General features: G+C 47.7%; 21 protein-coding genes. 9 read left to right on the top strand and 12 right to left on the bottom strand.

From position 1 onward, the window contains the following. Position 1: 1 nt before the first annotated feature. Positions 2–1,267: a nucleotide sugar dehydrogenase gene (locus AC2YIT_RS11985; protein ID WP_487279311.1), complete on the bottom strand. Its 1,266-nt coding sequence runs from the start codon at positions 1,265–1,267 to the stop codon at positions 2–4. A gap of 137 nt (positions 1,268–1,404) precedes the next feature. On the opposite strand from AC2YIT_RS11985, the gene AC2YIT_RS11980 reads away from it, so the two are divergent. Next, a complete protein-coding gene (locus AC2YIT_RS11980; RefSeq protein ID WP_487279310.1) occupies positions 1,405–1,914 on the top strand; it encodes an ORF6N domain-containing protein in 510 nt (169 codons plus the stop codon). A gap of 25 nt (positions 1,915–1,939) precedes the next feature. Here the strand turns inward: AC2YIT_RS11980 and AC2YIT_RS11975 are convergent, their stop codons facing one another. Continuing rightward, positions 1,940–2,848, bottom strand: a complete 909-nt coding sequence (locus AC2YIT_RS11975; protein ID WP_430844917.1) for a class I SAM-dependent methyltransferase — start codon at positions 2,846–2,848, stop codon at positions 1,940–1,942. 153 nt (positions 2,849–3,001) lie between these two features. Between AC2YIT_RS11975 and AC2YIT_RS11970 the strand changes: the two genes are divergently transcribed. Together AC2YIT_RS11970 and AC2YIT_RS11965 are read left to right on the top strand one after the other, a co-directional pair. Further along, positions 3,002–4,246 (top strand): glycosyltransferase family 4 protein, encoded by a 1,245-nt coding sequence (locus AC2YIT_RS11970; protein ID WP_487279309.1) that lies wholly within the window; start codon positions 3,002–3,004, stop codon positions 4,244–4,246. After that, entirely contained in the window at positions 4,239–5,015 is a 777-nt protein-coding gene (locus AC2YIT_RS11965) for a glycosyltransferase family 2 protein (RefSeq protein WP_487279308.1), read from the top strand. The genes AC2YIT_RS11970 and AC2YIT_RS11965 overlap by 8 nt, the downstream gene beginning before the upstream one ends. A gap of 8 nt (positions 5,016–5,023) precedes the next feature. Here the strand turns inward: AC2YIT_RS11965 and AC2YIT_RS11960 are convergent, their stop codons facing one another. The 5 genes from AC2YIT_RS11960 to AC2YIT_RS11940 all read right to left on the bottom strand — a co-directional run bounded on the left by AC2YIT_RS11960 (position 5,024) and on the right by AC2YIT_RS11940 (position 13,017). After that, on the bottom strand, positions 5,024–6,328 hold the full coding sequence (locus tag AC2YIT_RS11960) for a DUF4302 domain-containing protein (protein ID WP_430844913.1): 1,305 nt from the start codon (positions 6,326–6,328) through the stop codon (positions 5,024–5,026). Between the two features lie 6 nt (positions 6,329–6,334). After that, entirely contained in the window at positions 6,335–7,267 is a 933-nt protein-coding gene (locus AC2YIT_RS11955) for a zinc-binding metallopeptidase (protein ID WP_487279307.1), read from the bottom strand. A 15-nt stretch (positions 7,268–7,282) separates the two neighbouring features. Beyond that, positions 7,283–8,755, bottom strand: a complete 1,473-nt coding sequence (locus tag AC2YIT_RS11950; protein ID WP_430844910.1) for a RagB/SusD family nutrient uptake outer membrane protein — start codon at positions 8,753–8,755, stop codon at positions 7,283–7,285. Positions 8,756–8,783: 28 nt separating this feature from the next. Next, positions 8,784–12,143, bottom strand: a complete 3,360-nt coding sequence (locus AC2YIT_RS11945; RefSeq protein WP_487279306.1) for a SusC/RagA family TonB-linked outer membrane protein — start codon at positions 12,141–12,143, stop codon at positions 8,784–8,786. 286 nt (positions 12,144–12,429) lie between these two features. Then, complete coding sequence (locus AC2YIT_RS11940; protein ID WP_487279305.1) at positions 12,430–13,017, bottom strand: precorrin-2 dehydrogenase/sirohydrochlorin ferrochelatase family protein; 588 nt, start codon at positions 13,015–13,017, stop codon at positions 12,430–12,432. 108 nt (positions 13,018–13,125) lie between these two features. Between AC2YIT_RS11940 and abc-f the strand changes: the two genes are divergently transcribed. Then, positions 13,126–15,072 carry a ribosomal protection-like ABC-F family protein gene (gene abc-f / locus AC2YIT_RS11935; RefSeq protein ID WP_430844905.1) on the top strand — a complete coding sequence of 649 codons (1,947 nt, stop codon included), beginning with the start codon at positions 13,126–13,128 and terminating at the stop codon, positions 15,070–15,072. 38 nt (positions 15,073–15,110) lie between these two features. Here abc-f and AC2YIT_RS11930 read toward each other — a convergent pair whose 3' ends face one another. Further along, positions 15,111–15,689, bottom strand: coding sequence for a Uma2 family endonuclease (locus AC2YIT_RS11930; protein ID WP_430844904.1), 579 nt, complete (start codon positions 15,687–15,689; stop codon positions 15,111–15,113). A 99-nt stretch (positions 15,690–15,788) separates the two neighbouring features. On the opposite strand from AC2YIT_RS11930, the gene AC2YIT_RS11925 reads away from it, so the two are divergent. Further along, positions 15,789–17,069: a type IX secretion system plug protein gene (locus AC2YIT_RS11925; RefSeq protein ID WP_487279304.1), complete on the top strand. Its 1,281-nt coding sequence runs from the start codon at positions 15,789–15,791 to the stop codon at positions 17,067–17,069. A gap of 12 nt (positions 17,070–17,081) precedes the next feature. Further along, complete coding sequence (locus tag AC2YIT_RS11920) at positions 17,082–17,477, top strand: hypothetical protein (RefSeq protein WP_487279303.1); 396 nt, start codon at positions 17,082–17,084, stop codon at positions 17,475–17,477. 61 nt (positions 17,478–17,538) lie between these two features. Here the strand turns inward: AC2YIT_RS11920 and ychF are convergent, their stop codons facing one another. Together ychF and AC2YIT_RS11910 are read right to left on the bottom strand one after the other, a co-directional pair. After that, positions 17,539–18,639: a redox-regulated ATPase YchF gene (gene ychF, locus AC2YIT_RS11915; protein WP_430844900.1), complete on the bottom strand. Its 1,101-nt coding sequence runs from the start codon at positions 18,637–18,639 to the stop codon at positions 17,539–17,541. Between the two features lie 162 nt (positions 18,640–18,801). Then, on the bottom strand, positions 18,802–19,149 hold the full coding sequence (locus AC2YIT_RS11910) for a DUF3276 family protein (protein ID WP_019942161.1): 348 nt from the start codon (positions 19,147–19,149) through the stop codon (positions 18,802–18,804). Between the two features lie 240 nt (positions 19,150–19,389). On the opposite strand from AC2YIT_RS11910, the gene AC2YIT_RS11905 reads away from it, so the two are divergent. Together AC2YIT_RS11905 and AC2YIT_RS11900 are read left to right on the top strand one after the other, a co-directional pair. Continuing rightward, the gene (locus tag AC2YIT_RS11905; protein WP_430844898.1) at positions 19,390–19,842 is read left to right on the top strand and encodes a septal ring lytic transglycosylase RlpA family protein; all 453 of its coding nucleotides are present in this window, start codon (positions 19,390–19,392) and stop codon (positions 19,840–19,842) included. 14 nt (positions 19,843–19,856) lie between these two features. Beyond that, a complete protein-coding gene (locus AC2YIT_RS11900) occupies positions 19,857–20,771 on the top strand; it encodes a DUF58 domain-containing protein (RefSeq protein ID WP_487279302.1) in 915 nt (304 codons plus the stop codon). Between the two features lie 35 nt (positions 20,772–20,806). Here the strand turns inward: AC2YIT_RS11900 and radA are convergent, their stop codons facing one another. After that, positions 20,807–22,180 carry a DNA repair protein RadA gene (gene radA, locus AC2YIT_RS11895; RefSeq protein WP_430844894.1) on the bottom strand — a complete coding sequence of 458 codons (1,374 nt, stop codon included), beginning with the start codon at positions 22,178–22,180 and terminating at the stop codon, positions 20,807–20,809. Between the two features lie 165 nt (positions 22,181–22,345). Between radA and AC2YIT_RS11890 the strand changes: the two genes are divergently transcribed. Beyond that, positions 22,346–23,062 carry a porin family protein gene (locus tag AC2YIT_RS11890; RefSeq protein WP_430844893.1) on the top strand — a complete coding sequence of 239 codons (717 nt, stop codon included), beginning with the start codon at positions 22,346–22,348 and terminating at the stop codon, positions 23,060–23,062. 232 nt (positions 23,063–23,294) lie between these two features. On the opposite strand, the gene AC2YIT_RS11885 is transcribed toward AC2YIT_RS11890, so the two are convergent. Continuing rightward, entirely contained in the window at positions 23,295–23,612 is a 318-nt protein-coding gene (locus AC2YIT_RS11885) for a LytR/AlgR family response regulator transcription factor (RefSeq protein WP_106597933.1), read from the bottom strand. Positions 23,613–23,839 lie beyond the last annotated feature (227 nt).

Below are 23,839 nucleotides of genomic sequence, written 5' to 3'. Positions count from 1 at the left end.
GTCACAGTCTTGAATCGACCATATCTTGTGGTAATACTGATTTCAAATCGAATACGACCGAATCCGGGACGGTAAACCCGCCGAACTCCATTGTCTTGAACTCCTGATGCGCCACGGCCAGGACAACCGCCTCGTACGTGCCCGCGGGCTTGTCCAGCAATGCAATATTATACTCTTCCAGTACCTGCTCTCCCGACGCCCAGGGATCGTACACTTCCACCCGCATGCCGAAGTCGGTAAGCTCGCGGTAAACATCGATAACCCGCGTATTGCGGATGTCGGGGCAATTCTCCTTGAATGTAATACCAAGAATCAGCACACGGCTGCCTTCGATCTTATGCCCTTTGCGGATCATAAGCTTCACCAGCTTGTTAGCCACAAATACACCCATCATATCATTTACTCTACGGCCGGAAAGGATTACCTGTGGATAATACCCCAACGACTCTGCTTTGTAAGCCAGATAATACGGGTCGACGCCAATGCAGTGCCCGCCGACAAGCCCCGGTTTGTATTTCAGGAAATTCCACTTCGTAGCAGCGGCTTCAAGCACCTCCGTGGTATCGATGTTCATCCGGTCGAAAATCAGCGCCAACTCATTTACAAACGAGATATTTACGTCCCGCTGCGCATTTTCAATTGCCTTCGAGGCCTCCGCTACTTTAATACTGGACGCCAGGTGCGTACCTGCATCAATCACCGACGCATACAGACTATCCACGAAACGAGCCGTTTCCGGCGTTGAGCCCGAGGTTACTTTTTTGATTTTTGTGAAAGTGTTAACCTTATCCCCAGGATTGATGCGTTCAGGCGAGTAGCCACAGAAAAAACCTTCATTGAATTTCAAGCCACTTTCACGTTCCAGCACTGGCACGCAATCGTCTTCGGTACAGCCAGGATAAACTGTGGATTCATAGATTACCACATCGCCTTTTTTTAGCATTTGTCCAATCATTGCACTGGCTCTCAGCAGATGAGTGAGGTTGGGCTTTTTGTAATGATCTACGGGCGTGGGGACAGTCACGATAAACACGTTGCACTCCTTCAATGCCTCATCATCCCACGAAAACGTCAGGTTAACAGCCTCACGCAGATCCTGACGGGATATTTCCTTGGTCGTGTCATAAGCATCTTTCAGCTCCTGAATGCGCCTTTTTTTGATATCGAAGCCGGTTACGGGATACTTTTTGCTAAAAGCGACGGCCAGCGGCAAACCGACATAACCAAGTCCGATAACGGCAATTCTCACATCTGATCCGAGTAACATGGAAGGTACTTTATTGAATGTTCGCCCATAAAACTAGGCATATTTCAGCCTACCAAAAAATTATCAACGAACGTGTGACCAAAGTGAAATGCGAGCGTATTTGAATAAAGTGGTCATAACTATTCTTGGTAATCTTTATGGAATTAATGGTTATTCAAAACAAAGTTCACACGCTTCGCGGATGCAAAATCATGTTGGACTTTGATCTCGCAGAATTGTATGAAATTGAAACAAAAGCTTTAAAACAAGCCGTTAGGAGAAACATCGAGCGGTTTCCTGACGATTTCATGTTCGAGCTAACACGGGAAGAGTACCTTTCTCTAAGGTCACAAATTGTGACCTTAGAGAAAGGTAAAGGGCGTCACGCGAAGTATCTGCCTTTCGCCTTTACCGAACAGGGAGTAGCCATGTTATCGAGCGTTTTGAACAGCTACAAAGCGATACAAGTGAACATCACGATCATGCGCGCATTTGTAAACATCCGACAGCATTATATTGATTCAAAGGAACTTAGAGCGCGAATCGACAAGCTGGAAGATGAAATGCAAATAAAATTCAACGACATCCACCAGGCACTCAGCTACCTTTTAGAACCACCGCAGAAGGAAAGAAGGCAGGTCGGTTTCAGGCAGAAGTCAGCAAAATAAAATACGCACGATCACCGGTTCAATCTCAATGTGCGTACGGGTTCGGCGGGAAAATATGCACTTGAAAACCCTCCTTTTGCATAGCCTTCATAACTTGTTCGGAAGGCAGTTTCTTGAAGATAACAGCGCACAACACCTGCGAAGGCATTAGTGAAGCCTTTACAAGAAAGTTATGGAACGCAAGCTTTCGCTTGATCTTACGGAACGCCGGCGAAGAATCGTCCGCCTTTTCACGACCATAGGACGGATGATAGTAATTGTTGTTGATACCCTTAAAAGCGACCGCCGGTAAGCCAATCCCATTCGCAAGCTTATCCATTTCCCGCTCCGACAGCTTGAAAACGTAGTTCCCCACTGTTTCGAAAGAATACCTGTTTTTCCAATATTTTTGCAGCGCCTTGGTATCGAAGCGATCGAAAATATTTCTTAATGCCAACAAAAAGGGCATTTTCGAGATCGGATCATGCGGCTCGACCAGGATCACAGCCTCGCGTGCGACCCGCAGCATCTCGTATACGCCCAGGTACGGGCGCGGGAAATGATGGTACGCCTCCTTGCAGAAAACATAGTCGAAGCTATTGTCGGCAAATGTCAGGTGCTCTACATTCTCTACCGCATATTTTTCAATGAATCCTCTTTCTTTCGATAACGGCAAAAATGTGCCTGCAATGTCGCTCGCGGTAGCATCCAATCCTTTTTTGAAAAAATGATTGGCATCAAAACCATAACCATCCCCGACCGTCAGCCACGACTTCTTTTCGCTCACAAACGGGTCCGTTAGGTCCAGCATGCGCTTGTGAATCCAATGGTTAATGGTATGATTCGCATTATCGTATTCCCACAATTCGATGACCTTGTTCTTCGCCTCCTGAGTTCCGAATTGCAACTCATACCATTCCGAATGCGCTTCGTGGCTTCGTTTTTCGCTTGACATTTTTACGGGTTACTGATTTGGCGATAAAGATAGTTTCATCGAATAAAAAAGTATTTAAAGGCAGAACTATTAATTTTACCCGAATGGAATGCTTCATGGAATACTGCCTGAAACAAACATCCGGCCAAAACACGAATTATCGATAGCGATCAAATGGTGCTTCAACTAAGTACTTTTCACTGGGAAGGAGGCGCCGGGGTCGCGGCGGCAAGGTTGCACCAGGCGTTACTTAATGCGGAGGTCAATTCGCGTTTGATGGTCTCGGAAATCTCCTGCCCCGGCCCGCAGACCACTGCCTGGGCGGATAGCCCCTGGAAATCCAAAAAGGCGTGGGCAAATTTCGTCATGGAAAGGCTAAGTTTCCTTCCCTATGAAAAAGACAAATCGGTCCGTTTTGCCTTTTCTCCCGCTGTGATCGGAGCCGATATTGCCGATCACCCGCTCGTCAGGCAAGCCAGCGTCATTCATTTGCATTGGATCAATTTTGGATTTCTTTCGCTCCAGTCGCTCGAAAAACTGTTTGCGCTTGGGAAACCGATCGTATGGACATTGCATGATATGTGGGCATTTACCGGCGGCTGTCATTATAACCGCGGCTGCGAGCGCTATCTTTCGCATTGTTGCTATTGCCCTTACCTCAAAAAGCCAGGCAGATACGATATTGCATTTGCCCAATTCGAGAAGAAATACGGTCTTTTTCAAGGAGCGCCTGTAACATTCGTTTCTCCCAGCCGGTGGCTGGATAGCCTCGTTCAAAATGCCGCTTTGACCAGTGGTATGCCCTCGCAGGCCATCCCGAATTGCATCGACACCGATTTTTTCAAACCCGGTAACCGCAACGAAGCGCGAAAAGCATTCGGTCTACCCGCGGATAAGAAACTGCTCCTTTTCGCCGGAGCCAACACACAGGATCCACGCAAAGGATTTACATACTTTCAGGAAGCAATACGCCACCCCAATCTCGCGGGCGCCGAAGTGGTGATCCTTGGCAAAGGGAAGGCTGACGATTTCAGGGATATGCCGGTAAGGGCGCATTTTCTGGGCAAAATCTCGGGCGCAAGTCAAATAGTACAAGCCTACAGTGCAGCCGACATGCTCATAGTCCCTTCGCTGGAAGACAACCTCCCGAACACGATTATGGAGGCCATGGCATGTGGAACACCGGTCGTAGGTTTCAACACCGGTGGCATTCCGGAAATGATAGATCATCTGGAAAATGGCTTCGTAGCCGCACCCAAATCTGCGCCTTCACTTTCGGAGGGTATCGAATGGGTGTTGAAACACAATGGCGATGGTCGCATTTCGGCGAATGCACGCAGGAAGGTTCTGGAGCATTATTCGGAGACAGTGGTCGCCAGGCAGTATTCCCAACTTTATGACTCCCTGCTTCATGGATAATAGCCCGCTGTTAACGATTATTACAGTTACTTTCCAGGCTGAAAAATTCCTCGCACGCACGCTCGACAGCGTGGAAAAAGCGCTATCCGCCGTGAAGAATTCGACGCAATTGGAATATTTGATTATAGACGGCGGTTCCCAAGATCGGACACTTGCTATTGCGGAGAAGTATCACTTCATCTCGAAAATCATCTCCGAGAAGGACAAAGGCCTCTATGACGCCATGAACAAGGGACTGCGGCTTGCCTCCGGGAAGTACGTCTGGTTCTTGAATGCGGGAGATGAGGCTTTTAATAGCCAGACTTTACAAAACCTTTTATCCTCTCTTGAAACCGGGGCTGACGTCTATTACAGCGACGCCATGATGGTCAGCGAAGACGGTACCGAAGTCGGCTTACGCAGCCATTTCACACCCCACACTTTGCCCACAAAACTTCACTGGAAGGATTTCGCATTGGGTATGAAAGTCTGCCACCAGGCATTCATCGCGAGAAAAGACATCGCGCCGTTTTACGAATATGCCAATCTCAGCGCAGACATCGACTGGGAAATAGAATGTCTGAAACGGGCAGAGACTGTACAATTTCTGCCGTTCACGCTCTGTCGGTACCTCTTGGGTGGCCTGTCGGTCAAAAACCATCGCCGATCGCTCACCGACCGGTACAAAGTGCTCAGAAAACACTTCGGTCTGATACCAACGCTGTTCAATCACGTGCGCATATTCTGGCGGGGATACTGGTTTGCACGGAAAAACGGCAAATACTGGTAGGGAACCCGCTATTCCCAGGTAATCCAAGACTTCGCGTCTTTCGCGCTTACCATATCGTAGGTTTCATCCGACGTCTGGATCAGGTAAAAACCGCTGGGATCGTAAAGCAACTTGGCTGATTCTGCCGCTGCCCCTCCCGCCGGAATCGTGCCATAGGTACCTGCCGGCGCAAATATTGCCCGGCCGTCAGCCGTAAATGTAGGCGGAGCCGGTGCATGTCCGTAATCGAGGAAAATGCTCGCGCCGTCATAAAAAATAGGCGCAAACAAGTCATTCCGGCTGCTGACGCCGGGTTGATAGATGTAAAACGCGAATATCGACTCATCCGATTTCAGGTCAGCGACCTTGAATGCGTCATCCACTCCGTTAACATGGAATCCCTTCCACGACCGCCAATCTCCGCCCGACTCGATGGGGGTCTGCCACCATCTTTTGGACGCCGCCAGATCCACCGATATAGGCTTGATCGCACTTACGACGGTGCCTGTTGCTCCCCCACCGGAGAAACCCAGCTGGGTCGTATTCGCATTCCAGGTAATATTCCCGAAACCTGTGATCGTCTGCGAGCCATTTACAAGAGGAGATACGAATGCAACGCCCGCGGGTGTGAGGTAGTAGTTCGTTGTGAAAGTCTTCGGCGTGCTTCCGTTCAGCCAGGTAAGTTTAATAGTCCTGGAATTTTGATTAACGGTGATTTCGTAGGTATTCGCTCCCAGTGTAACACGCTTGAAGTAGGGAATGTATTTACCAATGTTATTGAATAGCAACGCCTTAGCCAAGTCGCCATTCGCATAAGCTGTTGCCTGTGCCTGGGTAGCCTTAGTGAGTACCAGTCGGCTCTGGTTTTTGCGACCAACGAACGCCATACGGTCCGCTGTTAGAGAATCACCATAAATGCTGAATTCGAAATCGGATTTGAGGCCTTCTCCAAGTGTACCGCCGTTTACCTCGTCGTCGGGATCCGCCAGCACATGCAGGTAAGAGTAAGTATCAAAGATCAATGAAGGCGTTTGCATGGCTTTTAGCCGATAGCTGCTTTCCTTTGATTTGGCAGCCGAGGCATCCGAAAAGTCGGAGTACATCGTTACCCTGTTTTTATCGTCGAATTTGAAATAAAACCCGTAACTACCTCCTCCCCCCGGATAAATCACCGCATTCCAGCCATAAGGTGCTTCCACAAGTTGCTTTTCGTACGAGGCCAATGCCGCATTCAACCGCACGTCCGCCGATTCTTCAAAAACCGTATCGTCTTTGTTTTCGCAGGAGAAGAAAACGGTAGTCAGGAACAATAGGTATAAAAAAGATCTCTTCATCTGCCATTAAAAAAGTTTATTCATCGAAGTCCGCACTCTTTTTTGCAGACTGTAAAAATCAATTTTCCACGTATTCTTATAATAGGCTACAATAATAGCCTCTTTTTGCCGTAACGCGGCCTGCGCCTGCGCCTTTGTTACGCCGCTCGGACTTGTCCCTTCCGGTATGGAGCTTACAATCTTGTCGAAACCGGCCTTTCCTTCGGTGAGCATCATTGCGATCATCTCCACAAAATCCTCGTCAAAAGCCGAGGAGCTGTAAGCCGTAATAAAGCCATCGCGACGTGCATCGGCATCACTCCAGTTGATCCAGTTCCCACCTTGATAATATGCTTTTGAAATGTTCTTGTATTCAACGGGGTAAAACACTGTCTGATGTAGAATATGGCCGAATTCGTGGTGAATCGTGTGCAGGAACCAGTCTTTTACAAAAGAAGAATCTCTTCCGGGATCATAGCCTGCCATTCCTTTAATCTTAAAAAGATTCACGCCGTACAAAATCACTTTCCGCCCCCCTTCTGCGGTTCCCAGCGTAATAGAACCCTCGGTATTATACTCGTTACTACCCGAGAGAATGAAAAATTTGGGCGAATATTTGTTATAAAAGACCTTTCCTGCTTCCTCCACGTAGGGATTTGTCCACGCTTTTTTGATGGTGCTAAGCAACGGGATCACTTGCGCTTCATCCGGCGGCACGAGGGTCTTCGTTAAATTCCCGAACTCGAACTGGTCCCACTTATATTTTGCGGAAATATTGTAAGGTACAACCAGACTGTCCTGAATCCACTTGTCAATCGGCCCCTCCGCCCAGACGTCGCCGCCCAATCCCGGAATATCGTCCACATTGCCCAGGCTTTCTTCCTTGCAGGACATCATGGTCGTGCCCGCCAGCAGGGCAGCAATAATGCAGTGGGTAAAACTTCTGAATATCATTTTCATGGTTGAATGGCTTTCTTACCTGGGATTCTGTGCTATGCCTGAAAGTGCTGCTGTCTGCGGAATCTGCAATACCCTGCGATTGTCCCCCGCAGGAACCGAAATAACCGATCCACTGCGGGTTTCATGTGTCACCGTCGTATTATAACGCTGAAGATCAAACCAGCGCATTCCTTCCTGTACGAACTCGACGCGCTTGAATGCCAACACGGTTTCTATAATGTTGTTCCTTAGATTACCTGTCCGGAAATAGCTCTGCATACTGGCCGCAGTAACCTTATGCTGTGACGCGTCGTAGTTATCGACCCGTTTGCTGATGTAAGTATTCAGATCGGTAATGCAGGCGGCTGTATTATTGAGATAAGCATTGGCTTCTATCCTGTTGAAGAGCACCTCTTCCACAGTAAAAGCGGGCAACATCACGTAGGGAAGTCCGATCTCGGCATTAACCGACTCGCGCACGAAATACTCCGTCAGCTTTGGAATAAAGTAATTGTTATCGCCCCGATAGTAAAGTGGATACGCCCATCCGGCTCCCCCTGTGATAATCCGTTCACTGTCCGAAATCTCCTGCCATTTCGGATAGGTCATGCCATACCTGTAATTGGCCACATACCGTCCGTACGTCGATGACGTTTCGATGAGCAGCAAATTGGCATTCTGGTTTGCACGGGAATAGAGCCTGAACAACTCTTCCGGCGACAGGCTGGAATAAGTTGTGTTCCATGGACGGAGATTTTCGGCAAAATTGTTGCCCGGAAATGCGGCATTTGTGTATTGCAAAACCTTCTGATAGTCTTTTTTAACCAGATAAAAACGACTCGCAAATGCATTCGCAGCGGCGATATTGAAATGGTATTTAGGCACGGTGTACGAACCGTCACTAATCAGCGGAAGCCCTTCCAGCAAGTCCTTTTCAATCATCTGGTACACGCCGGCTACCGTTCCCCGCTCATACTGCTTGATCACAACATCCTCAGGTACCGTTACATAAGGAACACCCGGGCTATCGTTGGCTTGCTGCGGGTCAAAAAACCTGCAATAGTAATTTACCAGCATAAAATGCGCATATGCCCGGGCCAGCAGCGCCTCCCCTTTCTGTGCGTTGTATTTTTCGGGGTCTGCAACTTTACTGATAATGTCCAGCGCTTCATTCGCTACCGAAATCGCCCGGTAACATTCCGCCCAGTACTGATCAGGCGAATCCTGTTCATCTACGGTTGCTTCCACGACTTCGAAAAGGAAAGAAGCACGGTTTGTTTTATCGTCCTGACCGGCTCCCTTATCGGCCACATTATCACTCATTCCTTCCGAGAATACAATGTAGCCAGCCTGCGGATAAGCGGTCGTAAGCAACTGGGACACCTGTTTGGGGGTATTGATAATCGCCCGGGTGCTGTCCGGTTCCTTCGAAAGAAAGTCCTCACAACCGGCCAGCGCCAGAAGTGGGAGGATCAGCACGATTGTCTTTATTTTTTTGATGGTAGTCATATTCTTCCTAATAGATCATCCTCAAACCTTACAATGTCAGTTTCAACGCAACGGTAAATTGCTTTTGAATCGGCTGCGCCACTCCACCCGAGTTAAAAAACTCAGGATCCTGACCTTTCAGTCTTTTATCCGAATAAATCAGCCACGGGTTGATCGACGATAGCTGTATGCTCGCCGCCTTAAATCCATAGCGGGAAATCACCTGCAACGGTAACTTATAGGCCAGCGATATCGACTTCAACCGCACAAAATCCCCCTTCGCAACACGTTCAGTTGAATAGTTATAGATGTTGTACGGATAAGTGCCCTGGAGATACAGCAATTCCAGCTGATCCGAAATCGAAGGTTTTGCAGGATACCTTTCATCACCGGGAATCACCCATCGGTCGTAAAATTCTTTTGGCATCGCATCCAGATCACTGAATGCACCCCTGAACAAGGGATTAAGCCTGATTTTATTACCCGCCTGATAAGTAAAGAACACGTTTAGCGTTAACCCCTTATAAGTCAATGTATTGTTAAAACCACCTGTAAATGGCGGATCAACCGGCCCTTCATATTTGAGGTACTGGACATTCTGATCCTGCAAATACACATCAGAACTTACTTCGCCTTTTTCGTTGATAAAGATGGGAACACCGGTTTTGGGGTTCAATGCATTATAATCGATCGAGTAAAGGCTGCGCACCGGCTTGCCCTGCACATTGGCACCTTCGGCTTTCACGAGGTCGAATATACCAGGGCTGTTGTCCACATTCGTAATAAGCGTGTGCGAGTAGCCGAATGTAATACGGGAACGGAAATCCCAGTCGCGGGTTTTGAGCAATACGCCATCCACAGAAAAATCGGCACCATAAGATTCCATATCTGCGTAGTTGGCAACCTTATAGATTTGCCCACCAATTCCGGAGGTCTTGATCTGGTCGATCAGGTCAAAGCTATTTCGGATATAGCCGTCCAATGTAAAATTGATGCGGTTAGCAAATAATCCTACATCCAATCCGACATTCCCGCTGTACAACTTCTCCCACGTAAGCTCCTTGTTTTGCAGCGCAGCTAGCTGGATCGCCGATTCTTTCTCATCCGCATATGGCCTGCGAGTGATGATGCTTTGCAGCAACACCGCGGCATTGGTCGCCGGACCCGTATCTGCCGAAAGCCCGTAGCTCAACCGCAGTCGCCCCATGCTCAGCCAGCTCAGGTTTTTGAAAAAATTCTCGCGGTCGAAGTTCCAGGAACCGGCAATGGTGTACGTAGGCAACCACCGTGCAATCGCTGACTTCCCGAAGCGGTTCGAACCATCGTAACGAACATAACCTGTCACGTTATACTTTCCATCCAGCGTGTAACCAAGGCTTCCATAGAATGCCGCGAAACGCTCATAATCCATTTGCATTCCGTAGTATTGGAAGTTGGTTTCAATCGTTTGTTTCAAAATGCGGTAGTCGACAAACGGCGTCCCCCCCTGATCGTATTGGAACCCGTAACCGGTGTTATTGGAATTCTGTCGATTGGTAAATTTTACTTCCTGCCCAATCAATGCATTGACTTCGTGCCTTTCCCCGAATTTCTGGTTATAGCGAAGGTTGTTCCTGACGTTGTAAAAAAGCATCTGGTCTTCATTGCGGTTATAGAAACCGCCACTCGGCAGAACCACCACCGGATTCGCATTCGGGTCATCCGGGTCAACATAGAGATACTTATTAGCCGCCGCGATGGTGGCGTTGTCGGCCGCCCGGTAAGCGTTTGCCATGTTGCTGTGCTCGGTGATAATGTGCTCACGGCCCGTCTGAATATACCGCAAAGCACCCAGGAAATCGTAGCTCAGGTTATCCGTGATCTTATAGGACAGATTACCTTGTAATTTAATGTCCGCCAATGTCAGGTTAAGCCTGTTATTGGCAAGCTCGGATATGATATTGAACGGAGCGAAATTTCTTCTGAAGAATTCAAGATTGCCGTTCTGGTCGTAAGCAGTGAGCGTCCGGCTGGTATTCAATGCATAACTGAATGGATTGATATCGAAATCGCGGTCAAACTTACCTTCTACCGGGTTGCTTCTTCTACTTAATGAGCCAGGTGCCTGTTGCCGCCGAACCGACGCCAGCGTTGTCAAACCAATACTCAGGCGGTCAGAAAGCTGGTAATTATTATTGAAATTGAGTGTATACCTTTTTACCTTATCTGCGATCGTCCAGCCATTGTCGTCCAGGTAACTGACCGACGCGTACGAATTGGATTTCTCCGTCCCGAACGAAACACTCAGGGAATGTTCATGGATAAAATTCTGCTTGAAAAGGACATCAAACCAGTCTGTATTGGCATTCGCATAGCCTAACAAAAATTGGCGCCTCTTTTCCGGGTTATTCATCAGATCAAAGTTCCCCTGGTCATTGCCCACCTGAATCAAATTGTACATTTTTCCATAAACGCCGTAGTCCGGTTTGGAAAGGATACCCGTGCCCAAATAACCGTCCCGCTCCAAATTCCCCAACACCGACATTTGCTGTGCCGAGTTCATGATATTGAAATTGCGGTAAGAAGGCACGAGTTGCGTACTAAAATTGCCTGAATAAGTGATCACTGGCTTACCGCTCTTACCCTTTTTCGTCGTGATTACAATCACCCCGTTCATTGCACGCGCGCCATACAATGCCGCTGCGGCGGCATCTTTCAATATGTCGAAAGTCTCGATGTCGTTCGGGTTAAGGCCTGCCACGGCAGAACCAAGCAATGTTGTAGGGTCTCCGCTGGAAAGCTGGTCGTTGGAGATATTTACAATGTCTTCCTGCACAACGCCGTCGATCACCCAAAGCGGCTTATTGGCGCCATTCAGCGAGGTAGCGCCGCGAATACGGATCTTGGGAGCAGCTCCGAAAGTACCGGACACGTTCTGAATCGAAACCCCCGCCGCGCGGCCTTCCAGCATCTTGCTAACGTCGGGCAAACCATCGATTTTCACATCGTCGGTTTTAAGCGTTACCGCCGAACCGGTGAATTTATCTTTATTGATTTGTTGAAACCCGGTTACAACCACGTCCTGCAAGCCTACGGCGTCCTCTACAAGTTCAATAGTCAGGCTTCGGGCTGCTTTCACCTCTTTGGGCAGGAAGCCGATCATGGTAACCACAAGCGTGGCGTTGTCAGAAACGCCTTGCAACAGGAATTCGCCCTTTTCATTGGTTACGGTTCCTTTCTGCAAACCCTTCACGCGCACAGTCGACCCGATCAGCGGTTCGCCGGTGCTGCTTTTTACGACACCTTTCACGTCGATATCGGCGGTAAATGCAAACGAAGAAAACGGAGAAGCGAAAACGGACAGAAAGAAGATACCCAGGAGCAACGCAATAAGCCGACTCAGGCCACTGATCCGATAGAAAAGATTCATATAAATAAGTATAAGTCTAACCCCAAATAACTGTCCGTCCGCCCGAAGCGGGTTTAAAAATTAATAGATTCAATAATACGGATTATCGCACGAAAAGCGAAAACATTCCACCACCGGCGGTGACAAAAATTAAAGCAATGCTAATTGCGCAAAAGCAAAAGAATATACTCAATACGCACAAAATCCCGATACCGTTGAAGCCCGCAGTGTTATTTTGACAAATTATCTCTCTAAAAACACTGCAAAATCACATATTATTGCCCGGGAAACACGATTTAAGCGCTTTTTACCGGATATCTTTCTTCTTTTCCGTCAAAACCGAAGTAATCCGATTCAGTTCGTCGACCTTCGAGGCAAAATCGCCTTTCAGCATATCGCGGACCGCTTTGAGCTGCTCCATAGCCGTTTCGAGGTTGTCCGGCAGCGCTTCGCCAAGAACTTCTTTTAGCCGTTTGGCAAATGTGGGCGACATTCCGTTTGTAGAAATGGCCACTTTGAGGTTGCCTTTTCTGACGACCGAAGAGAGGTAGAAATCGCAAATGTCAGGCGTATCGGCTACGTTCGCGAGTATATGCCGGGCGCGGGCCGTTTCCCAGATCCTCTTGTTCTCGGACTTGTCGTTTGTGGCCACGATCACCAGGTCTTTTTCCAGCAGGTCGTCATCCTCAAACTTCCGCACAATTAGATTTATTCGGGAATTCGCTGCGGCAATCTCCCTTATTTCCTCACGGATTTCGGGGGCAACGAGCGTCACGCGAGCGAGCGGAGCGTTATCAAGGACCGCAGTAATTTTTTCCAAACCTACGTAGCCTCCGCCCACAATGAGCGTGTGCAGGTTTTCGAGTTTAAGAAATATCGGGAATAGATTGTTCATTGACCAAATTTACATAAATAACCTATTCATAATGACATCGCAAATGCCTTTATAACTATTCCAACATCGTGCTTTTTCTATCTGCTTCTTTCCCCGTACCTTTGCACTATGATCGCGATTACGAACCTCAGCTATTTTCTGGGCGACCGTGCATTGTACGACGGCGCCTCACTACATATAAAGCCAAAACAAAAGATCGGGCTTATCGGACTGAACGGTACCGGCAAGTCTACCCTCCTGCGCATGATCAACGGAGAATTCCAGCCCGACGGCGGCTCGATCTCCAAAGCCGGCGATTGTACGATCGGCTTTCTCAACCAGGATTTGCTTTCGTACCAAACCGAGGATTCGATCCTTTCGGTAGCGATGCAGGCATTTGAAAGACAAAATGTGCTCCAAGTGCAGATGGATAAAATCCTGCATGATATGGAGCATAATTATAGCGACGACCTCGTGGACAAACTTGCCCGCGTGCAGGAAGAATTCGAGGCATTGGACGGGTATTCGGTACAATCCAAGGCAGAAGCGATCCTGGAAGGCCTCGGCTTTTCGACCGCCGACCTGAACCTGCCATTGCGCCAGTTCTCGGGAGGCTGGCGTATGCGCGTCATGCTTGCGAAGCTGCTTTTGCAAAAGCCGTCGCTCCTCATGCTGGATGAGCCGACCAACCACCTGGACCTTCCGTCCATTCAATGGGTGGAAAAATACACGCAGAATTATGAAGGCGCCGTGATCGTCGTTTCCCACGACCGCCAGTTCCTCGACAATACGATTGATACGACTGTGGAAGTTTCAGGCGGGAAACTCAATTATTACGCCGGAAACTACTCCTATTACCTGGAAGAAAAAGCACTTCGCAACGATATTCAGCGCGGTGCCTACGAAAACCAGCAGGCCAAAATCCGCCAGACCGAGCGTTTTATCGAACGTTTTAAAGCCAAAGCTACCAAATCGCGCCAGGTACAAAGCCGCGTGAAAGCTTTGGACAGAATGGAAATCGTGGACGAGGTAATGGACGAGAATGCCAAAGTGCATTTCCGCTTCCAGTTTACAACCCAACCAGGCCGCCACGTCTTTCAACTGGAAGATGCTTCCAAGGCTTACGGCGACAAAGTGATCCTCGACGCGACCAACATCAGCATGGAGCGCGGCGACAAGATCGCGCTCATCGGTGCAAACGGCCGTGGGAAATCTACGGTCCTCCGCATTGTGGCCGGTACGGAGCCTATCGAAGGTAAGAGAAGGCTTGGACACAACGTATCGTTTACATTTTACGCACAGCACCAGCTCGAATCCCTCAATGTGGCACACAACCTCATTGAGGAATTGAAATATGCCAACCCTACGAAGACAGAAACCGAACTGCGGACCGTTTTGGGATGCTTCCTTTTTACAGGGGACGATGTTTTCAAGAAGATCAAGGTGCTTTCCGGGGGGGAGAAATCGCGGGTTGCGTTGGCAAAGGTGTTGCTTTCACAGGCGAACTTCCTGCTGCTGGATGAGCCTACTAACCACCTGGATATGCAATCAGTCAATATCCTGATCCAGGCATTACAGCAATATGAAGGCAGCTACATTGTCGTTTCGCACGACCGTTATTTCGTAGAAAATATTGCGAACAAGATCTGGTACATCGAAGACCATCAGATTAAGGAATATCCTGGTACTTACGAAGAGTATGAGATTTGGGTGGAAGAGCGTGGATTACAATCAGCGGTGAGCGAAAAAGTGCAGGTAAGCAGCGCGCCACCGCAGAAGAGCCAGCCTGCCGCTGCCAGCCAGAATAAAAACAATGGCAAACCTCAATCCAACGAGGATGCTCAGAAGCTGAAAAAGGCGAGAAAGAAGATCGAGGAACTGGAAGATACAATTAACAATCTCGAAGTAAGAAAAGCGGAAACCGAAGGCAAATTATCCGATCCCAAAATTTACAATGATTCTGTTGCATTAGCTGAAATGAACCGCTTTTATGCCGATATCAAGCAAAAGCTGGAACAGAGCACGGAAGATTGGGAAAATCTGATGCTGGAAGTGGAAGAGCTTTCCGGGAAATAGAACGAATGTGAAAGGGAGCTTAGTGGCTCCCTTTTTTGCTATAAAATTCCGATTGTTTGTTCGTAGATGTCCGACATCTTTATAGTCAGCCCGATGTGACCGATTTCGACACTGCCTTTAATGTCGTAGGCTTCAGACGATACAAACCAGACACCGTCACTACCTTTGCGATGCACCACCGCTCCCACTTCCTGAGAATCGATTAGGATATACTCGACCAGGGATTCCATACTACGGTAAAAGTAAAACTTCTTCCCCTGGTCATAACTTGCGGTGCTGGGCGACAACACCTCGATAATGACCGAGGGATTGAGCAATGTGTCCATATGCTCGTCCAACAAAATTGGCTTTCCGCAGACGATCAACAAATCCGGGTAAGTATATAAAGTATTTTCTGGAATATGCACACGCATATCACTCGACAAGCTGTTACATGATTTCCCTTTCAAAAAAAGCCCTATCGCGACGGAAAGATTCTCCTTAATGCGGTTATGATTAAACTTCGCTCCCGACATCGCAAATATCTCCCCGCGATAGTACTCGCTCTTGTACTCCGCGGCGCGTTCCAGTTCGAGATATTCTTCCTGTGTGTACATTTTGATCGCTACTGCAGTCATGGTTTCTAATCAAAAATAGTTAATAATGTTCAAATCACCTTTTCCAAACTATATGTACCTTACCGTAAAAAGAATCGTTACTCATTTAAAAATCCCGAGATGCGTTTAGTACTGCTGATAGCTTTTTTTCTCTTTTGCACACACGCGTATGCACAGCCGCAAGGGCTTCGCCTGGAAGACTTTATTTACCAGGATAAGATCAAAACTGTGCTGCTGTACCCGGCCCTCGACGACCCGGAAAATCCTACCCGCCTGCTCACACCGCCCATTACGCCACTGAACAACCCAGCCCCGCTGGTACTTGAATTCGATGATATGACCGGCCAGCCGGAAGGTTACCGTGCGAAAATCATTCATTGCAATGCCGATTGGACCAAATCCAATCTGAACGACATCGAATTCACCTACGAGTTCAATGAATACCCGATAAATACCTACGACCAGTCGTTCAGTACGAAGGTACCTTACACGCATTACCGCTTCGAATTGCCCAAATTGAAGCTCCCCGGCAATTATGTAATCTATGTGTTTTCCGACCGTGACAGAAAACTAATGTTCAGCCGGCGGTTTATGCATTATCAGCCGCGCGTGAATGTTACCGCGAAGGCGCGTTTCTCTCAGGGAATCGAGCAGCAATTCTCGGATCAGCAGATTGACTTTTCGGTGGATTACAAAGGTTACCAGCTCAATGCCCCGCAAACTGACCTGAAAGTGGTGATCCGGAAGAACTTCCGGTGGGACCAAGCAAAGACTAACTATAAACCGACCAACGTACGACCGTTTGACCAGCTATTGGAGTACACCTTTTTTGACCTCGAAAACACTTTTCAGGGAGGAAATGAATTCCGGTACTTCGATAGCCGCTCGCTTACCGGTCGTGGCTATGGCGTGAATGAAATAGAACGGACGGATGAGTTTACGAAGCTGTTCCTCTTCCCCGATAAACCCCGTGCTCACGTACCTTATATACAAATCGACGATTTCAATGGCCAATACATTGTAGATCAGAGAGAGTCAGGACGCGGAAGTGTGGAAGCTGATTACACGCCGGTGGTGTTTACCTTAAAAACAGAGGAAGATCCTGGCGCGACATTTTATGTAAATGGTGCTTTCAACCTCTGGCAGCTGACCGATCGCAACAAAATGACATATGATGCCACAGCCCAGGCATATCAGGTGGAAATGATGGTAAAACAGGGGGTGATCAACTATGATTACACCATGGTTAAAGGCAATCAGAAGCCCGACGAATCTTATATTGAAGGAAATTTCGCAGCTACCGAGAATGATTATGACATATTGATTTATCACCGTCCGCCTGCCAGCCGTGCCGACCTGCTCGTCGGCTACCGCACCGTAGAATGGAACCGGCGGCGTTAACTGCTTAACGTTATGAAGTCATCAGCAAGCAGCGTGTACCTCACCTCCAATCTCTCGATCACCAACGACGAGAATTACATTATCGATTGCCTGGTTGATCATGACGAAATGCCGGTCAATTTCGAGGCAAGCCATGTGATCAGTTTTTATGTGCAGACCGACCTATATCTGGTCCTCTATTTCCCGCAACTGGACGACCGCGGCTTTCAAATGTACGTCGTAGAGGATTTTTCACAGAATATCGATGATCTGGTATTTCTCCGCGAGATGTTCATGCAGCTGATCAACGAAGGACATAATCCTGAAATCTTTAAGAAAGCGCATTACAAAGTCGACACGATCCTGCATATGGCCAAGACGCTTCGTGCCGTCATCCACAAAGACGCACCCGATTATTACGAGGATTGATACAAAAAGCAAAAGAGCGGCACATGGCCGCTCTTTTCATACCTGATGCATTAGTCAGAAACTAGACATTGAAACGGAAGTGCATAATGTCGCCATCTTCTACGACATATTCCTTGCCTTCCACAGCCATTTTACCGGCTTCTTTCACCGCTGGTTCTGTTTTGTAATGCTCGAAATCGTTGATTTTGATCACCTCTGCACGGATGAACCCTTTTTCAAAATCACTGTGGATCACACCGGCTGCTTGCGGCGCCTTCCAGCCTTTTACGATTGTCCACGCACGAACCTCCTTAACACCGGCGGTGAAATAAGTAATGAGGTTCAAAAGCGCATAAGAAGCTTTGATCAGCTTGCTGAGACCAGATTCCTTCAAGCCGTATTCGCTCAGGAACATTTCATGCTCTTCCGTATCTTCGATTTCTGCAATCTGTGATTCGATAGCCGCACAAAGAACGATCACATCGGCTCCTTCATGTTTTACGGCCTCTCTCAATTTCTCGGAATACTCATTGCCCGTCAGCATCGAACCTTCATCCACGTTCGCCACGTAAAGCACCGGTTTCGCGGTCAGCAATTGCAGGTCACCGATCACCGATTCTCTCGTTTCTGCATCGATTTCAACGCTTCTCGCATTCTTACCCTCTTCCAGCGTTGTTTTATATTTTTTCAGCCATTCCAGCTCGGCTTTCGCTTTGGCATCGCCGGCGCGTGCACCTTTCTCGGTTCGCTGGATCTTCTTTTCGATTGATTCCAGGTCTTTAAGCTGCAATTCGGCGTCGATGATTTCCTTATCGAATACCGGGTCAACGCGGCCTTCTACGTGCACAACGTTATCGTCGGAGAAGCAGCGTACCACGTGGACGATCGCATCCACTTCACGGATGTTGGCCAAAAACTTGTTACCTAGCCCCGCTCCCTGGCTCGCTCCTTTCACAAGACCTGCGATATCCACGAATTCGATGATCGTAGGGATCACCTTTTGAGGGTTCACCAGCTTGGTAAGGGTATCCAATCGTTCGTCAGGAACGGTTACAACGCCCACATTGGGCTCTATGGTACAAAAAGGATAATTAGCAGCTTCGGCTTTGCCGGTAGAGATGGCATTAAAAAGGGTGGATTTCCCAACGTTCGGCAATCCGACAATCCCACATTGAAGACTCATATATGAATGGTAAGCAGTGAATGGCGGCCGCATGCCTGATCAGTAATGCAAAGCATGCCCGCCTGCTGAATAATAATTTTCGCAAAATTACTATTTAGCAGGTACAAAAACCAAAAGCCTTCGTAATCGATTGCGAAGGCTTCTATTCAATATCTAAATTTCTTAATCCCACTTAAGGTCCGACTCCCCTACTACGTCTACCTCGTCTCCTTTGGATTCGAATTGCGAGAAGTCAACCTCTGGCATCAGTTCTGTCTTCACATGATCCACCGCTTCCTTCAATGCCTCCACGAACTTGTCGAAGTCCTCCTTGTACAAAAACATCTTGTGTTTTTCGTACGTAAACCCGTCTCCCTGAGGGTGGCGACGGCTTTCTGTGATGGTAAGATAGTAATCGTTAGATCGCGTTGAGCGAACATCGAAGAAGTAAGTCCTTTTTCCCGCCCTGACCCTTTTGGAGTAGATTTGCTCTCTGTCTTCCACTATGTTTAGTTTTAAATAGGTTTCCAAACGCTAAAATATAAAGTTTATTGCTGCTTCCAAAAAAACCGGAACATATTAGCATTTTGTTGGTTGCGAGTTACAAGTACGCTCACCAGTCGCATTGAAATTAACTGCGACTTTTGCTGGTTTGTTTAGATCTTTTTACTAGTTTTGAAATTCGTGGGTTTTAAAATTGACCTGAAACGCCAAAGGAAGATATGAGATAGGGGACTTTTACCTTATTATGTTTCACCTAAATCCAGAAAAATGACTTATCGTCGGATTCTGATTCTCACCATGTTAGCGTTTGTCGCGCTGTTACCGGAAGCCATAGCTCAGGTAAAACTCGGCAAAACGGAAACCGGAGCCGCCTCCTACTACGCAGCGCGCTTCCACGGCAGGAAAACCTCATTCGGGGAAGTACATAAAAGCAGTGAACTGCTGGCCGCCCATCGGAGCTACCCGCTCAATACCATGCTTGAAGTGACGAATCTGGATAATGATGAAAAAGTGATCGTGAGAGTCAACGACCGTGGTCCGTTTTCAAAGCACCGTGTGATCGATCTCAGTAAAGAAGCAGCCCGTCTGCTGGGCATTTTGGCCAAAGGCGTTGCCAATGTTTCAATAAGGGTTGTAGGAATGGAAGGAATGGTCCTCTTGTCGCCCAACGAAGAAATCGACCCGAAATCGGGCAAAGTCATTTCGATGAGAAGTAAGTAAGCCCTGATGCTAACATGAGTGTCCGCCAACTGGATCTGGCCAAAGTCAGAGAATTCGGGAACCTGGAATTTCTTGCAAAACAGTTGGTAGAAGGTTTCATCACCGGTCTTCATAAATCTCCTTTTCACGGCTTCTCAGTCGAGTTTGCCGAACATCAGCTGTACAACACGGGCGAGTCCACCCGGAATATCGATTGGAAGGTATTTGCTAAAACCGACCGGCTTTATGTCAAGCGCTATGAGGAAGAAACCAACCTACGCTGCCATATTCTGCTGGATACTTCGTCTTCCATGTATTATCCGGAAGAGAATTTTGGAAAAATGACGTTCAGTGTCATGGCCGCGGCGAGCCTTACCTATTTGCTGCAACGGCAAAAAGACGCCGTGAGCCTGTGCACTTTCTCCGAACAAATTGAAGTGCAAACCGCTGTAAAGTCCACGCCCTCGCATGTGCACAAGATCATGCTCGAACTGGAACAGCAACTTCAGGCCAATCGACCGCTGCAGAAGACTTCGGTCGCCGACGTGCTGCATCAGATCGCCGAAAAAATCCATAAGCGCTCGCTGGTCGTTATTTTCAGTGATATGTTCGATAATATCGAAGAAGCTGATAAGATTTTCTCCGCATTGCAGCATTTACGACACAATCTGCACGAAGTACTGCTTTTCCACGTCACCGACCGCAAAACCGAGGAGAATTTCGCATTCGAAAACCGGCCTTACGAGTTTGTCGACCTCGAAACAGGTGAAAAAATCAAAGTCCAGCCCGAGCAGGTGCGCGAATCGTACCAGCAGTTTGTCGGCGATTTTTATCAAAAATTGAAACTGAAATGCGGGCAATACAAAATCGACTTCATCGAAGCGGATATTGCCAAAGGCTTCGACCCCGTATTACTCGCCTACCTGGTGAAGCATTCCAAAATGCGTTAATGCATTTTAGCCACCATTAATAGCTGTAAACCAGGCTATTGATTCAAAAAAAGCGACATAAAAAGTTCATCCAAATGCGCTACTGGAATCACTTCAATCTTTCCTCTTTTCAAATCCAGGCCTTTACTGTTGTATTTTGAAATATAAATTTTCTTAAAGCCCAGCTTTTCCGCTTCTGAAACACGGCTGTCGATGCGATTCACAGCTCTTACCTCTCCGCCAAGCCCGACTTCGGCAGCGAATCCAACAGACGCAGGTATGAATTTATCCTCATAAGATGAAACGAGCGACGCAATCACCGCGAGGTCAATCGCGGGATCCTCTACTTTCAAGCCGCCGGCGACATTCAGAAACACATCCTGGACGCCTAGTCTGAAACCTCCGCGCTTTTCGAGCACAGCCAGCAGCATTTGCAATCGTTTTGCGTCAAAACCGGTACTGCTGCGCTGTGGCGTCCCGTAGGTTGCCACGCTCACAAGCGACTGGATTTCCACCAGCAACGGCCGATTCCCCTCCATCATCGAACCGATCGCGATACCACTCACGGGCTCATCGCGCTGAGAAATAAGTATCTCCGAAGGATTACTCACCTGCCGGAGACCGGTTCCCTGCATTTCGTAAATGCCCAGTTCGGAAGTACTACCAAAACGGTTCTTCATAGTTCGCAGGATCCGATAAGTATTATGGCGGTCACCCTCGAATTGGAGCACAGTATCCACCATATGTTCCAGTACTTTCGGACCGGCAAGCGAACCATCTTTTGTAATGTGCCCGATCAGGAACACCGGAACGCCCATTTCCTTGGCATATTTCATAAATTCCGCCGTGCACTCGCGCACCTGCGACACGCTGCCCGCCCCCGACTCGATGTAAGTCGACTGCATGGTTTGTATCGAGTCAACGATCAGGATTTCAGGTTGAAAATCCTCTATTTGTCTGAAAATATTCTGGGTTTGCGTATCTGTGAGAATGAAGCAATTATCGCTTTTGGCCGCCATGCGCTCAGCCCGCATTTTGATCTGCGCTTCGGATTCTTCGCCGGAAACATACAGTACTTTTTTATTCGAGAGCGTCAGCGCGATTTGCAGCATTAATGTCGATTTTCCGATCCCCGGTTCGCCGCCGATCAGCACCAGAGAGCCTGGCACGATACCTCCGCCGAGCACTCGGTTCAGTTCCTCGTCGAATGTGCGGATGCGCGGTTCATTTTCGTAGACAATTTCAGCAATCGCCCGCGGACGGTTGGCCAGGTTCACCGATTTCCACGAAACCGCCGTCTTTTTATCTTCCTTTTCAATAACTTCCTGCACGAAAGTATTCCACTCGCCGCATGACGGACATCTGCCGACCCATTTCGGCGAATTATACCCACATTCCTGACAAAAATATGCCGTCTTGGCTTTGGCCATAATAGAATAGTCTAATTTATATCCCCTTAGTGACTAACGTAATTCCGACGATATTAATCCAATTTTTGCATGTTTTGGCCATAAAATCAAAAAAAATGTAGGATGGGTATAGTTTTTTGCAATTTGGCGTTATTAACCTGTTTTACTTAAAAAATCATATTATCCATGAACATCCTGACAAAAGTGGCCTGCGCCTGTTTGCTCTGCATTTTCGCATTCTCAAATGTGCAGGCCCAGAAGAAAGGTTTTGCGTTTGGTATTAAAGGGGGAGTGAACTTGTCGCGGCTTACCATGGGCGACGTTTTCACGACGCGTTACGATGAGAATGGAAATCCGTATCTCGGATATGATGGCAAAGAGGTGAGAGACAACCTGAAAGAAAGTTTCAACACAAGGACCGGCGCAGTAGGCGGCGTTTGGATGCGCTTCGGCAAAACGATATTCATCCAGCCCGAAGTACTCGTTTCAACGAAGGGAGGTTCGTTCAAAATAATCCAGAATGATCAGGAAACACCGGTCGAAAAAACGATCAATGTCAAATACAGCAATATCGATGTGCCCTTGCTGATCGGTTTAAAAGGCGGCCCGTTCCGCATTCTCGCAGGGCCGGTTACGTCATTCCGCATCGGCGACAACCAGCGTTTGCGTGACGCATTTAAATACTACACCTCGGATTTGAACAATGCCATGTCGGAAGCAACATTCGGCTACCAACTTGGAGCTGGCCTGGATTTGGGAAATTTCAGTCTCGACGTAAGAAAAGAAGGCTCTTTTACTAACCTGGCCTCATTTCAGGTAAGCGGCCAGCCTATCAATGGCGGCGCCTCGTTGAAGCAGAAAGTGAGTTCATGGCAGGTGACGCTTGGACTAAAGTTGTTTTAGTTTTGAATGACTGAATGACCGAATAATTGTGATTGAGTCATGAAATTGTCAGGCCAACAACACCTGACCTTATGACTATACTTGACTTTTTATTCATTGATAACTTAATCATTCACTCATTCAATCATTCAAAATTCCGCTTCGCCGCCCATAAACAAAACGAGCAGCCTTCGATCGAGCGATGGCTGCTGTTTTTATGAATAACCCACTAATTTAATTCACCAAAATGTCTTTATGCGCTGATGCGGATGAGGTTGGTGTGATCCAGAAGGCCAGATACCTCTTTGATTTTCCGGCGCGATACGACTACCTCTTTACCGCATGAAAGTTTCAGCATACGGTCATCTTCGAGACGCTCTACGACGTAGTCGGCATTTACAAGATATGATTTGTGAACGCGAAGGAATTTGGCGCTCAACTGCTCCGCAAGAGATTTCAATGTTTTCGAGACCAGGTATTTCTTCCCGTTGTTCGTGTATATGAATGTGTAGTTACCTTCACCTTCAAGGAAAGTGATTACGTCGGGTGTCAAAAAGATTGTTCTTCCCATCGATTGAACCGAAATGTAAGAACGGCTGTCGTTGTATGATCTCTCTGACGAATTGGGGCGAGTAAAGCTTGGAAAATTTTTCATGGTAACTACGCTAATATTGTTGTGATTTCTTGTTTCAAAATTAGCACATCGCGTAGCGTTCGGAAAATACGTAAAAGTACGCACCGAGAATCAATAGATTGAAAATCAATTATTTAACAATTGAGTAACATATAAAATGACGT

This window comes from Dyadobacter sp. SRI_021, assembly GCF_057586235.1.
The sequence above is the reverse complement of the archived record's forward strand: the minus strand, read 5'-3'. Positions and strand labels throughout refer to the sequence as shown.

Coding starts and splice junctions, on each gene's coding strand:
- AC2YIT_RS11985 (WP_487279311.1), bottom strand. CDS start 1,267: ATGTTACTCGGATCAGATGTGAGAATTGCCGTTATCGGACTTGGTTAT.
- AC2YIT_RS11980 (WP_487279310.1), top strand. CDS start 1,405: ATGGAATTAATGGTTATTCAAAACAAAGTTCACACGCTTCGCGGATGC.
- AC2YIT_RS11975 (WP_430844917.1), bottom strand. CDS start 2,848: ATGTCAAGCGAAAAACGAAGCCACGAAGCGCATTCGGAATGGTATGAG.
- AC2YIT_RS11970 (WP_487279309.1), top strand. CDS start 3,002: ATGGTGCTTCAACTAAGTACTTTTCACTGGGAAGGAGGCGCCGGGGTC.
- AC2YIT_RS11965 (WP_487279308.1), top strand. CDS start 4,239: ATGGATAATAGCCCGCTGTTAACGATTATTACAGTTACTTTCCAGGCT.
- AC2YIT_RS11960 (WP_430844913.1), bottom strand. CDS start 6,328: ATGAAGAGATCTTTTTTATACCTATTGTTCCTGACTACCGTTTTCTTC.
- AC2YIT_RS11955 (WP_487279307.1), bottom strand. CDS start 7,267: ATGAAAATGATATTCAGAAGTTTTACCCACTGCATTATTGCTGCCCTG.
- AC2YIT_RS11950 (WP_430844910.1), bottom strand. CDS start 8,755: ATGACTACCATCAAAAAAATAAAGACAATCGTGCTGATCCTCCCACTT.
- AC2YIT_RS11945 (WP_487279306.1), bottom strand. CDS start 12,143: ATGAATCTTTTCTATCGGATCAGTGGCCTGAGTCGGCTTATTGCGTTG.
- AC2YIT_RS11940 (WP_487279305.1), bottom strand. CDS start 13,017: ATGAACAATCTATTCCCGATATTTCTTAAACTCGAAAACCTGCACACG.
- abc-f (WP_430844905.1), top strand. CDS start 13,126: ATGATCGCGATTACGAACCTCAGCTATTTTCTGGGCGACCGTGCATTG.
- AC2YIT_RS11930 (WP_430844904.1), bottom strand. CDS start 15,689: ATGACTGCAGTAGCGATCAAAATGTACACACAGGAAGAATATCTCGAA.
- AC2YIT_RS11925 (WP_487279304.1), top strand. CDS start 15,789: ATGCGTTTAGTACTGCTGATAGCTTTTTTTCTCTTTTGCACACACGCG.
- AC2YIT_RS11920 (WP_487279303.1), top strand. CDS start 17,082: ATGAAGTCATCAGCAAGCAGCGTGTACCTCACCTCCAATCTCTCGATC.
- ychF (WP_430844900.1), bottom strand. CDS start 18,639: ATGAGTCTTCAATGTGGGATTGTCGGATTGCCGAACGTTGGGAAATCC.
- AC2YIT_RS11905 (WP_430844898.1), top strand. CDS start 19,390: ATGACTTATCGTCGGATTCTGATTCTCACCATGTTAGCGTTTGTCGCG.
- AC2YIT_RS11900 (WP_487279302.1), top strand. CDS start 19,857: ATGAGTGTCCGCCAACTGGATCTGGCCAAAGTCAGAGAATTCGGGAAC.
- radA (WP_430844894.1), bottom strand. CDS start 22,180: ATGGCCAAAGCCAAGACGGCATATTTTTGTCAGGAATGTGGGTATAAT.
- AC2YIT_RS11890 (WP_430844893.1), top strand. CDS start 22,346: ATGAACATCCTGACAAAAGTGGCCTGCGCCTGTTTGCTCTGCATTTTC.
- AC2YIT_RS11885 (WP_106597933.1), bottom strand. CDS start 23,612: ATGGGAAGAACAATCTTTTTGACACCCGACGTAATCACTTTCCTTGAA.